Below are 11214 nucleotides of genomic sequence, written 5' to 3'. Positions count from 1 at the left end.
AAATCCGTGCAATCCGAATAATTCGAGCTGGTCCGTGGTCCAGTGGGGCTACACCGAGAAGCTTTCGCCGCAGCCGCACTCGCGGGAGGCGTTGGGGTTGTTGAACTGGAAGCCCTTGCCGTTGAGGCCGTCGGAAAAGTCCAGCTCGGTGCCGGCCAGGTAGAGAAAGCTCTTCATATCGACCACCAGCCGCACGCCTTTGTCTTCGAATTCCTGGTCCATGTGGCGCACTTCGTTGTCGAAGTCCAGCTTGTAGCTCAGGCCCGAGCAGCCGCCGCCGGCTACGGAAGCGCGCAGGCGGTACGTATCGTCGAGGTGCGCGTCCTCAATCAGACGCGCTACTTTTTCTTTGGCTTTATCAGATACAGTAATCATGGCAATAGGAGGCAGAGACCTCAGTCAGCTAATAGCGTAAACGGATGCGCAATTTAGACAAATTATAAACAAGGGGTTTGTTTTCTTCGTTCAGTGACCTGCGCTTAGCGCCGTATTGGCCCTACGAGCTCGGATTCAGCACCACGCTGAATACCGTAATGGCGTTCAGGTCGCGGCCGAAATAGAGCTTGTCCAACGCCTCGTACGCATTGTGGGCCCGGAAGTAGGACGTTTGCAGCTCCTTGTCGCCGCGGGTGCGCCATTGCAGCGTGAAAGAGCTTTCGGTGTCGCGAAGCCGCTTCACGTAGTCCAGCATCTTTTGCAGGCACTCCACCTCGTCGCGGCCCGTTTCGAAGCGAAACAGAAAAGACTGGTGGTGCCGGGGGTTCACGGTAACCAGGTCCAACCGCACCTGGCCTTCCACCTCGCGGAATTCAAACCGCAGCTGTGCTGGCTCCAACCCCAGATACTGCTGAATTTCGCGCTCTAAGCGGGCAACTTCAAATTCGTCGGTCATTCGATGGGGTATAAATTAAAAATTGAGAATTAAAAGTTAAAAGGAACAGCCGAAGCCGCGCTTTTAACTTTTAATTCTCAATTTTTAACTACTAAATAATAATTAGTGGTGGGCAAGCTCCAAAGCGGGCAGGCCATTCTTCACGCGGTAATCCGAGATAGCCGATTTGATGGCATCTTCGGCGAGCACCGAGCAGTGAATTTTCACGGGCGGTAGGGCCAGCTCTTCCACAATTTCCATGTTGTCGATGGCCAGCGCCTCGTCCACGGTTTTGCCTTTCAGCCACTCGGTTGCGAGCGACGAGGAAGCGATGGCCGAACCGCAGCCAAACGTCTTGAATTTGGCGTCGGTGATGGTGTTGGTGGCTTCGTCTACCTCAATTTGCAGGCGCATAACGTCGCCGCATTCAGGCGCGCCCACGAGGCCGGTGCCTACGTTTTTCTTGCTTTTGTCCAGCGTGCCCACGTTGCGGGGGTTGCTGTAGTGGTCAATTACTTTATCGGAGTAAGCCATGGCTTTTTTTGAATTAAGAATTAAAAATTATGAATTAAAAATTGAGTTCTAACGCAAATGGGTGAAGCCATTTTTAATTATTAATTCTCAATTTTTAATTAAGGCGCAGCCTAGTGTTCCGCCCACTCGATTTTGCTGAGGTCGATGCCCTCCTGGAACATCTCCCACAGGGGCGACATTTCGCGGAGCTTGGTGACGGCTTCTTTCACGTGGCCGATGGCGTAGTCAATCTGCTCGTCGGTGGTGAAGCGGCTGAGGCCGAAACGGAGCGAGGAATGGGCCAGGTCGTCGCTCAGGCCCAGCGCTTTGAGTACGTAGCTGGGCTCCAGCGAAGCCGAGGTGCAGGCCGAGCCCGACGATACCGCCAGGTCCTTCACGCCCATCATCAGGCCTTCGCCCTCCACATATTTGAAGCTGATGTTGGTGACGTGGGGCAGGCGGTGTTCTACCGAGCCGTTCACGTAGCTTTCTTCCAACGTCATCAGTTCTTTCTGCAGGCGGTCGCGCATCACACTCAGGCGAGCGGTGTCGGCGTCCATTTCCAGGCGGGCCAACTCGCAGGCCTTGCCCAGGCCCACGATGCCGGGCACGTTGAGGGTACCGGAGCGCATGCCGCGCTCGTGGCCGCCGCCGTCCATCTGGGCGGTTACTTTCACCCGGGGGTTTTTGCGGCGCACGTACAGGGCACCCACGCCCTTGGGGCCGTACATTTTGTGGGCCGTGAAGGCCATGATGTCGATGCCATCGGCGTTGACGTCCACCGGAATCTTGCCTACTGCCTGGGTGCCGTCCGTCATAAACAGAGCGCCGTGGCTGTGGGCAATTTTAGAAATTTCGCGGATGGGCTGAATGGTGCCCGTCTCGTTGTTGCCAAACATGATGGCGACCAGAATGGTCTCCGGCGTCATGGCCGCTTCCAGCTCTTCGAGGCTGATGAGGCCCTGCTCGTTCACGGGCAGGTAAGTCACGCGGCCCCCCAGCTTTTCGATGTGCTTGCAGGTGTCGAGCACGGCTTTGTGCTCGGTGGTGCAGGTGATGACGTGGTTGCCTTTCTGGCTATACATCTCAAACACGCCCTTAATGCCCAGGTTGTCGGACTCGGTAGCGCCCGAGGTGAAAATAATTTCCTTCGGGTCGCAGGCAATAAGCTTGGCGATTTGCTCGCGGGCGTAGTCCACACCTTCTTCAGCAGCCCAACCAAACGGATGGTTGCGCGAAGCAGCGTTGCCGAATACGTCGGTCAGATAGGGCATCATGGCCTCCAATACCCGCGGGTCGAGGGGAGTGGTGGCGTTGTTGTCGAGGTAAATGGGGAGCTTAAGCATTGCGCGTAGCGGAATAGCAAAGTGGTAAACCAGCGAATGGCTGGACCCCTGTAGAACACATTTACAGGGGAATCAGTTTTCTTTGAATTCACAAAAGTAGATACAATCTAAATAAGGAATTGCTTCGGGTTGCGGCCGCGAACCAAAAGACGCGGCAAAACCGCCTTTTTAGGCCCGTAAGCGGTCTACTGCTTTCAAACTTGCTCTCATGCTCACCAATCTTGAACACCTCGGCCTGGCCGTGAATGACCTGGAAGCTGCCACCGCGCTCTACACCGCGCTGCTTGGCGTGGCTCCTTACAAGCAGGAACACGTGGCCAGCGAGGCTGTCGACACAGTTTTCTTTCGGGTGGGGGGCTCTAAGATTGAGCTGCTGGCCGGCACCTCGCCCGATAGTGCCATCACGAAGTTTCTGGCCAAAAAGCCCGAAGGCATTCACCATGTCGCCTTTGAGGTCGATGACATCCGGGCGGAGATGGCGCGGCTGAAAGGGGAGGGCTTCATCTTATTAAATGAAGCGCCCAAACGCGGGGCCGACAACAAGCTGGTGTGTTTCGTGCACCCCAAAAGTGCCGGCGGCGTATTGGTGGAACTGTGCCAAACCATCACTGATTAGCGCTAATTAGGGTGATTCCGCTGATTTTCCGTCGGTGGAGTTGACCCTCGTTCGAATGCGGGCTGAGTAGTTTTGTGTTGCTAAGTCGCCAAATACACCAAAGGGAAAGCCCGTGACAGCCCACTCAGTGTAATCATAAAAATCAGCGTTAATCAGTGATTATGAATCGTTTTCAACAAGAAGTAGATGCCGCCGTGGATGCGCTGCTGCTCCAGCAAGTTATTCTCTACCCCACTGATACGGTGTGGGGCCTGGGCTGCGATGCCGAGTCCCCGCCCGCCGTTAAGCAGCTTTATCAGTTAAAGGGCCGTCCCGAAGGCCAGCCCAGCATTGTGCTGGTGGCCGATTTGGCGATGTTGCAGCGCTACGCCGCGCAGCTGCCCGACGACATAGAAGCGTTGCTGGCCAGCGAAACCCGGCCCACTACTTACATCGTGCCCGCGGGCCGAGCCGTGACGCCGGCCCTGGTAGCGCCCGATGGCACGGTGGGCCTGCGCGTGGTGAAAGACGAGTTCTGCTTTAAGGTGGTGCGGCGGCTGGGGCACGGGCTGGTTTCCACGTCGGCCAACAAGGCGGGCGAGCCCACCCCGGCGGTGTACGGGGAAATCGATGCTGCCATTTTGCGCGGCGCCGACCACGTAGCGCACTGGCGTCAGGACGACGATACCAGAGTAGCGCCCTCGCGGGTGGTGCGGCTGGGTGCGGATGGGAAAATGGAAGTGGTCCGGGAATAATAATCCCACATCGTGTAGTAAGCTCACTCTTTGGGCGCGCGCAGTACGCGCAGTTCCATGGTTGTACTCATCGAGGCAAAACGCTTCCAGCGGTTGGCGGCGCCGTAGCGGTAGAGGTGGGTGGCAAAGGCGGGCATGAGCAGCGGCAGCGCCAGCTGCTGGCCGTGGCGGGAGTGGCCCACCCACTCCACCGTCACGGCTATGGCATTTTCCTGCACAAACAGCTGCTCAGCTTGTAACGCAACCCGCACCCGGCGGGCGCCCCGGCCCACCACCTCGCGGTAGATGGACTGACGCAGCAAAGGCACCGCCGGCACCCCGCCGCGCAGCGCGTACACGTTGATGCGGAATGTTACCGTATCGAAGTCGTTGGCACTGAGAACGAAATCAAACTGGTCGAGCCAGGCGCCACCCTTAGGTAGTTGAAAAACGCGCCCGATTTCCGAGCCCACGTTCTGGCCGGGCTTGGTGCCGAGGGCGAAGTTGGTTTGCAGCCGCGTGCGGTAGTGCGGATTGCCGATGCGCAGGGTATCGAGGCGGCGGGCCTGCACCGTAGCGTCGGGCAAGGCCACAGCGGTAGCTGGCAGCACTATCGTGACGGGGCCGGCGGGCAGCGCCGCTACCGTTAGACTGCGTTTGGCGTAGCCGAGCAACGCAAACTGGATGGTATCGGTAGCCGCCACCGCCGGGGGCAGCGCTAGCCAAAAGCGGCCATCCGCGTCGGCCACGGTGCCCACGCCCTGGCCCACCACACCTACGGTGGCGTAGGGCAGGGGCTGGCCGATTTCGTTGGTGAGCTGACCCGTAAGGTTTCGGCCCGGCTGTGCCTCGGCCGGTGCGGCCAGCAGGGCCAGGCCGGCCAGGGTCAGGGCCGCCCCACGCCGCAGCCGGGCTTTGTGGCGCCGCACAGTGCTGGCAATCAAAATGGTACCGATGATGGTGGGGGCAATCCAGCCCACCAGGCCGGCCCAGGAGGGGGCGGATTCGGGCAGCCAGCGGCCCAGGTTCACGACTACAAAAGCCGTGAATGCCGAAATGTAGGAGCCGCCCATGCGGATGAAGTGGCGAAACAACCAGGCCGTAGCCTCCGGTACGGCGGCCGGCCGCAGGGCCCGCCAGGTGTCGAGGCCCGCAAAAAGGCAAATCAGCCCCCCGAAGAAAGCAAACAGTATCGCCCCCAGCCAAATGCCGGCCCCCGCCATGCCCAGCCCCACCAGCGCCGCGAGGGCCGCCAGCACCGCATCGGCCGGGGGCAGCACCACGCTGTGCCGCCGCGCCGCCCGCCAGCCGCTAAAGCTGAGGTAGAAGCTAAGCACCGCCACGCCGGTCAGAAACAGCCGGCCCAAGGTGAGTGGCTGCAACAAGCACAGCCCCACCGCCGTCGCGGCCACTACTATCATGGCATAAGTGTAAGCCCGCCCGGCCCGAACGTGCGCCGGTCCGCCCTTGCGGCCCAGCATCGGAATGAGGCCCAGCGCCAGCGCCAGCGTGCCGGCGGCAATGTGCATGCCTAAAACAATACGAACGGCCAAGGCCGAAGATGGCAGGGAAAACAGCATGGCAATGATGGAGTTGGGAGTGCAGCAAGGTTGCTGATATAAATGTCCGGCGGCCATCGGGCGCGGCCAAGCCGGCGGGCACGAAGCCTCAAAAGCAGCGGAAGGAACTGCAGAAAAGACGGATGAAGCGTGAACGTGCGAACTTTGCGCCCATGAAGACGCCCCAATTGCCAGAGTTGCCCATTTTCCATACCATCGCCGAAGCGGCAGCCGAGCTTGGGCAGCCCGCCTACGTTATTGGCGGCTACGTGCGCGACCTGGCCCTGGAGCGCGCCAGCAAGGATATTGACGTGGTGACCGTGGGCGACGGCATTGCCCTGGCCCAGGCCGTGGGCGCCCGGTTGCCGGGCCGCGGCCGGGTCACGGTGTTCAAGAACTTCGGCACGGCTATGCTGCCTACCAAGGAGGCTGGCGAAATTGAGTTTGTGGGCGCCCGCAAGGAGAGCTACCGCGCCGACAGCCGCAAGCCCGACGTGGAAGCCGGCACCCTGGAAGAAGACCTGGCCCGCCGCGACTTCACCATCAACGCCCTGGGCCTGAGCCTGAATCCGGAGAGCTTTGGAGAATTGGTTGACCGCTACGAGGGCATGAAGGACCTGGCCAGCAAAACCATCCGCACGCCGCTGGGGCCCGACATAACCTTCTCCGACGACCCGTTGCGCATGATGCGCGCCGTCCGCTTTGCCGCGCAGCTTGGGTTCGATATTGAGCCGGATACCTTCGACGCTATTATTCGGAATAAGGACCGGATAAAGATTGTGTCGCAGGAGCGCATCACCGTGGAGCTGAATAAGATTATTGAGTCGCCCACACCCAGCTACGGCTTCAAGCTGCTGTTTCAGACGGGTTTGCTGCACCTCATTTTTCCGAAGATGGCGCTGCTGCATGGCGTGGAAAAAGTGGGCACCCACGCCCACAAAGACAATTTCTACCACACCCTGCAGGTGCTCGACAACGTGGCCAACGCCGGCGGCGACCTGTGGCTGCGCTGGGCCGCCGTGCTGCACGACATTGCCAAGCCCGCCACCAAGCGCTACGACCAGCGCGTGGGCTGGACCTTCCACGGCCACGAGGATAAGGGCGCCCGCTGGGTGCCCGGCATCTTCGCTGAGCTGAAGCTGCCGCAGGGCGAAGAAATGCGCATGGTGCAAAAGCTGGTGAAGCTGCACCTGCGGCCCATTGCCCTGGTGAAGGAAACCGTGACCGACTCAGCCGTGCGCCGCCTGCTCTTCGAGGCTGGGGAGGATGTGGACCGCCTCATGCTGCTCTGTCGGGCCGACATTACCAGCAAGGACCACACCCGCAAGGAGCGTTACCTGCGCAACTTCGGGCAGGTGGAGGAGAAGCTGAAGGAGGTGGAGGAAAAGGACCACCTGCGCAGCTTCCGCCCGGTTATCACCGGCGAAATCATCATGGAAACCTTTGGCCTAAAGCCCTCGCGCCAAGTGGGCGAGCTGAAGGAAGCTCTGATGGAAGCCATTCTGGAAGGCACCATTAAAAACGAAATGGCCGAAGCCCTGGCCTTCCTGTTGCAGCAGGGGGCGGCCAGGGGCTTGGCGCCTGCCTCCGAAACGGCGGCGGAAATACCGGTTACCCAGCTACCTCCGCAGTTGTAATTCCGGGTGGCGTTATCCGATTCGATTTTTAGACCGGTACTTTCTTCCGGTTTTACGCAGTCAGTCGCTGGCGCGCGCCAGTAACTGAGTGTAAGTCCTGATAGTGTTGCGGTTGCTTCTGCTCCATCAATACAACAGCTACTTGAGCAGGCGGGTCAGGGTTTGACGTAGGATTTCCGGACCGGTTGGTCGGTACAAAAAGCCGTGGCCGCCTTCGGGCAGGGCCTGCAATTCCCATTGCGGAGCCTGAGCACGGTGCGCCGCGTGGGCCGCCTGCACTGTGGCGAAGGGATAAAGCGTATCGTCCTGGGCGCTTACCTGGAGGCACGGCTTGCCCTGGCCCAGGCGCCCCACGCCAGCGCCCAATGGTAGCGTCGGGGCCGGCGATAAGGCGTAAAAACCGCGGAAAGCATCGGGCCGCTGGCTGGCAAACCATAGCGCGGCGCTGCCGCCGTTGCTCATGCCGCCCAGCACGGGGCCGCGTGGGTCGGTGCGGTAGCGCGCCTGCACTTCCCGCACAATGGCCTCGACCTGGGCAAAAGCCGCCGGCTGCGCTACCCAGCCAAAGCTTTGCCTAGCAAACGGATATACCACCAGCGCATTGGCTGGGGCCGCTTCAAAAATGGGTTCTTCCACCACGTCCGGGTCGGAGTGCCTAAAAGCGGAGGTATTCACCACGCCGCCGTGCAAATACACCACCACGGGCGCGGGCTGGCCGGGAGTGTAGCCAACGGGCACGCGCACCAGGTAGGGCACGCGCACCGTGTCGTTGGGCACCGTGCTGAAATAGAGGGCGAAGCCGGGCTCGGCCGCCGCCCGGCCGCGTTTGCGGCTGGCGCTGGCGGGGGCCGGCAGCGCGCGGGCCTGGGTATCGCGCAGCCAGCGCGTTTGGGCAAGTTTCGCGGCGGCGGCCTGCTCGGCCAGGGCCTGGCGCATGGCGGCCAGCCAGCGGGGCCAGGCGGCATCCGTTGTCAACGGGGCGAGGGAGGGGTCCCGGCTCACGTTGTCGAGGTCGCTCGGCGTCACGCGCAGCGGCCGGCGGCGGCTGAGCTGCCCCAGCCAGCGCCAGGCCAGCGCCTGTTGGGCGGGGCAGGCCGCCGCCGCAGTGGCCGCGCCAAACAGCTCAAACTCGTTGGCGCGGGTGCTGTCGGCTGCAAACGCCTGCTCAAAAGTGGCCGCGGCGCCGCACGGATTTTGGGCCTGGAGCTGGGCGCCGCCCTGTTCCATCAGGCTATTGAAATCAGGGGATTGGGCGCGGGCGCTGTTGGGGTTCCACGTAAGCAGAGCCGCCGTCAGCAGTGACAGGAAAAACGGTTTCATAGGGTTGGAAGCAGTAGTTTGATACGACTCCCAAATGCAGGTCAGGCAGCTACGGTTGCCCGGAAATAAACTGTTTTTCGACTTTTATCGGCAGCGCCTCGTCGGATTTGCTCACAGGCCTGAAAACGAAATGGACGAAGCCCTGACCTTTCCTGTTGCAGCAGGGCGGGCCAAAGGACTTCGTCCGGAAGGAGGCTTCGTTCACTCACCAAACTAAGCCTGACTTCTTTTTTTTCGTGGTGCCGGGGCTTCTCGGTACCCGGCTAAGCTATACGGGAATATTCGCGTAGCGGCCAGGTAAACAATTGGCAATTATCAGTTTTAGCCAGTGAAATACAAGTTGAGGCCAACGACGGCCGCGCGAAGCAAAGCGTTGCGTCGCGCGGCCGCCAACTACAGACGCTTCACGCTGGAGGGGCCGGTGGCGTCTACGTTGCTGCTGCCGGGGTTGCCACTGTAGGTAATCTGGCTGGCGCCCACGGCATCGCCCCGAATACTTTCGGTGACGTGCAGGCGGGCCTTGCACACGCCGGCCAGGTCCACGGTGGCGGAGCGGGCCTGCAGGTTGGCGGCGGCCAGCTCGCAGGCGCCGGCGGCGTCCAGGTCCAGGGTGTTGACGCTGCCGGTGGCGGTGGTGCGGCAGGCGCCGGCCTGCTCAATTTTCAGGTTGCCGTAGCTGCCATTCAGGCGCAGGTGGCTGGCGCCGGTCTGCTCAATGTCCAGCCGGTCCTGGCGGTCGAAGCCGCCGAGGTCGGCTTGTACGCTGCCAGCCAGGTCAATTTTTTCGATAGCGGGCATTTCAATGACGATGAGCACTTTGTTTTCTTTACGCCGCCAGTTTCCGCCAAAAAACGACGTGTTGCGGGGCCGGATTTCCAGGGTGTTGCCGCTGGTCGTGACCCGCAGGTCTTCCAGCGCATCGGAATTGCCACCGGCTTCTATTTTGAAGGCGCTGCCTTTGCGCACCACCAGCCGGTAGCCGCCCGCAACCTCCACCTTATTGAAGTCAGTTTGCTGGAAAGAGCGGCGGCTGCTGCCGTAGCTATCCATATCGGTGTCGAAAGCAGGCGCGCCACCGTAGTTGAGCTTGAGGCCGTTGTCGTCGTCTTCATTGTCACTCATGTCGCCTTCGTCCGGGTCGCTGTCGTTATCATCAATGTCGATGTTGATGTCAACATTGCTGTCTTCGTCCCCGGCCGAAATTCCCAGGTCGGTTTCGGCGCAGCCCATGCACTCAAACTGGTTGCCGCGCATGCGGTACTGGTACCGCTCGGCGTCGTTGGGGCGGCGGTTGTTCACGAAGTTCTCGTCATCGAGCAGTTCTTCGGCAAAGCGGCGGCTCATGCGGAAGGTGCGGTTGCGGGGCAGGCGCAGCGTGAGGGCCAGCTCCTGGTCGCGGTACTTGGCATTGGGTAGGAAGGAGAAATGGTCGTCGAATACCAGCGAGGAGTCGCCCCGGGCCCGGATGGTGTATTCAATGGAGCCCGTGGCGTTGCGGCGGGCCTCGGCTTCGGAGGGGCCTTTCGAGCCCAGCAGGCGCAGCACTTCCACGGCGCGGCCGCTATCGGCGGCGGCAATGCGCACGTCCACGCGCTGCTCCCGGTCGCGGTTCACGCGGCGGGCGTCCAGCATAATTACCGGCGTGTTGATGGCGGGGTAGCGCTCCAGCTGCTCCACTTCGGCCTCGTACTGGTACTGCCGGCTTTGCTGCGCTACGGCCATCGTCACGCCCACAATGCTCAGAATCCACAGGCCCAGCATCGACAAGCCCACGGTGCGCGACAGCAGCGAGCGGCGCAGCAGCAGGTTCAGGCCACCCAAAAACAGCGCCAGGGCCGGAATGCCAAAAGCGAAGAAGCCGGCGATGATGCCCCAGGCAGGAATGCTATTCAGCATTACGTGGGCCGGCGCATCGCCCAAATAAATGTTTTCGGAGCTGGGAATCAGGCCAATACCCGCGCCCAAGAGCACGGCCAGGCCCAGCAGCAGCGAGAAGCCCGTGAGCGTGAGCAGCACCCCGGCCACAATGCGGATGGTGGAGCCCGCGAAATCAACCAACGGACGCAGGCCACGGGCCGCATCTTCCACAAACGCGCCCACCGGGCGGTTGGGCATGGCCGGGCTCTCGCCAAACTCATTGGCCCGCAGGCTGCTGTCGTAGCCTTCCAGCGTCACGGCGTCGCCGCGCATGCGCATCTTGTCCGAAACCGTTTTGGCTTCGGGCAAGACTATCCACAGAATGATGTAGAGGATGAAGGTGAAGCCCCCGGCAAATAAGCCAGCCAGCAGCAGCACCCGCACCAGGGTCACGTCGATGCTGAGGTAGGCCGCCAAACCGGCGGATACGCCCGCAATTTTAGCGGTGCCGGTGTCGCGAAACAGCTTGCGGCCGGCCAGGGGCCCTTGGTTGAGCATGGCCTCGTTGGGCGCCGGAGCGTCGTAGCGCTTGGGCAGCACAATCCAAAGGATGACATAGGCCAGAAACGCCCAGCCGCCGAAGCTGAAGTGATTGTCGCCGTCATCAAAGTTGAAGCCGCCGAACACGCCGGGCAGCAGGAACACGAGCACAATCCAGCCCAGCCGCACCCACACCGGGTTGATGGCGAAGTACTGCGCGATACCGGCGGCCACGCCCGCCA

General features: G+C 61.3%; 10 protein-coding genes. 3 read left to right on the top strand and 7 right to left on the bottom strand.

Features of this window, described 5'->3' with window-relative positions:
- Window positions 1–48: 48 nt before the first annotated feature.
- From GM79_RS07835 to GM79_RS07820, 4 genes are all read right to left on the bottom strand, one after another.
- Window positions 49–375: a HesB/IscA family protein gene (locus GM79_RS07835; protein ID WP_035561867.1), complete on the bottom strand. Its 327-nt coding sequence runs from the start codon at window positions 373–375 to the stop codon at window positions 49–51.
- A gap of 121 nt (window positions 376–496) precedes the next feature.
- Window positions 497–892, bottom strand: a complete 396-nt coding sequence (locus GM79_RS07830) for a hypothetical protein (RefSeq protein WP_035561864.1) — start codon at window positions 890–892, stop codon at window positions 497–499.
- A gap of 102 nt (window positions 893–994) precedes the next feature.
- Window positions 995–1405 (bottom strand): Fe-S cluster assembly scaffold IscU, encoded by a 411-nt coding sequence (gene iscU / locus GM79_RS07825; protein ID WP_035561862.1) that lies wholly within the window; start codon window positions 1403–1405, stop codon window positions 995–997.
- A gap of 110 nt (window positions 1406–1515) precedes the next feature.
- Complete coding sequence (locus GM79_RS07820; protein WP_035561859.1) at window positions 1516–2730, bottom strand: IscS subfamily cysteine desulfurase; 1215 nt, start codon at window positions 2728–2730, stop codon at window positions 1516–1518.
- A 208-nt stretch (window positions 2731–2938) separates the two neighbouring features.
- On the opposite strand from GM79_RS07820, the gene mce reads away from it, so the two are divergent.
- Both mce and GM79_RS07810 read left to right on the top strand, forming a co-directional pair.
- On the top strand, window positions 2939–3346 hold the full coding sequence (gene mce, locus GM79_RS07815; RefSeq protein WP_035561857.1) for a methylmalonyl-CoA epimerase: 408 nt from the start codon (window positions 2939–2941) through the stop codon (window positions 3344–3346).
- 161 nt (window positions 3347–3507) lie between these two features.
- Window positions 3508–4080 (top strand): L-threonylcarbamoyladenylate synthase, encoded by a 573-nt coding sequence (locus tag GM79_RS07810; protein ID WP_051718639.1) that lies wholly within the window; start codon window positions 3508–3510, stop codon window positions 4078–4080.
- A 23-nt stretch (window positions 4081–4103) separates the two neighbouring features.
- Here GM79_RS07810 and GM79_RS25395 read toward each other — a convergent pair whose 3' ends face one another.
- Entirely contained in the window at window positions 4104–5639 is a 1536-nt protein-coding gene (locus GM79_RS25395) for a carboxypeptidase regulatory-like domain-containing protein (protein ID WP_161787138.1), read from the bottom strand.
- Between the two features lie 152 nt (window positions 5640–5791).
- On the opposite strand from GM79_RS25395, the gene GM79_RS07795 reads away from it, so the two are divergent.
- On the top strand, window positions 5792–7255 hold the full coding sequence (locus GM79_RS07795; RefSeq protein WP_035561852.1) for a CCA tRNA nucleotidyltransferase: 1464 nt from the start codon (window positions 5792–5794) through the stop codon (window positions 7253–7255).
- A gap of 138 nt (window positions 7256–7393) precedes the next feature.
- Here GM79_RS07795 and GM79_RS07790 read toward each other — a convergent pair whose 3' ends face one another.
- Both GM79_RS07790 and GM79_RS07785 read right to left on the bottom strand, forming a co-directional pair.
- On the bottom strand, window positions 7394–8575 hold the full coding sequence (locus tag GM79_RS07790; protein ID WP_035561850.1) for an alpha/beta hydrolase-fold protein: 1182 nt from the start codon (window positions 8573–8575) through the stop codon (window positions 7394–7396).
- A gap of 393 nt (window positions 8576–8968) precedes the next feature.
- The coding region (locus GM79_RS07785; protein WP_035561847.1) for a GIN domain-containing protein at window positions 8969–11214 on the bottom strand (2246 nt) is incomplete at its 5' end.

The sequence above is a fragment of the Hymenobacter sp. IS2118 genome (assembly GCF_000715495.1).
In the GTDB taxonomy this organism is placed as follows: domain Bacteria; phylum Bacteroidota; class Bacteroidia; order Cytophagales; family Hymenobacteraceae; genus Hymenobacter.
This window is presented reverse-complemented; position numbering and strand designations above follow the sequence as displayed.

What these genes read in the sequence shown, in the direction of transcription:
- GM79_RS07835 (WP_035561867.1), bottom strand. Translation starts at nt 375, where the DNA reads ATGATTACTGTATCTGATAAAGCCAAAGAAAAAGTAGCGCGTCTGATT.
- GM79_RS07830 (WP_035561864.1), bottom strand. Translation starts at nt 892, where the DNA reads ATGACCGACGAATTTGAAGTTGCCCGCTTAGAGCGCGAAATTCAGCAG.
- iscU (WP_035561862.1), bottom strand. Translation starts at nt 1,405, where the DNA reads ATGGCTTACTCCGATAAAGTAATTGACCACTACAGCAACCCCCGCAAC.
- GM79_RS07820 (WP_035561859.1), bottom strand. Translation starts at nt 2,730, where the DNA reads ATGCTTAAGCTCCCCATTTACCTCGACAACAACGCCACCACTCCCCTC.
- mce (WP_035561857.1), top strand. Translation starts at nt 2,939, where the DNA reads ATGCTCACCAATCTTGAACACCTCGGCCTGGCCGTGAATGACCTGGAA.
- GM79_RS07810 (WP_051718639.1), top strand. Translation starts at nt 3,508, where the DNA reads ATGAATCGTTTTCAACAAGAAGTAGATGCCGCCGTGGATGCGCTGCTG.
- GM79_RS25395 (WP_161787138.1), bottom strand. Translation starts at nt 5,639, where the DNA reads ATGCTGTTTTCCCTGCCATCTTCGGCCTTGGCCGTTCGTATTGTTTTA.
- GM79_RS07795 (WP_035561852.1), top strand. Translation starts at nt 5,792, where the DNA reads ATGAAGACGCCCCAATTGCCAGAGTTGCCCATTTTCCATACCATCGCC.
- GM79_RS07790 (WP_035561850.1), bottom strand. Translation starts at nt 8,575, where the DNA reads ATGAAACCGTTTTTCCTGTCACTGCTGACGGCGGCTCTGCTTACGTGG.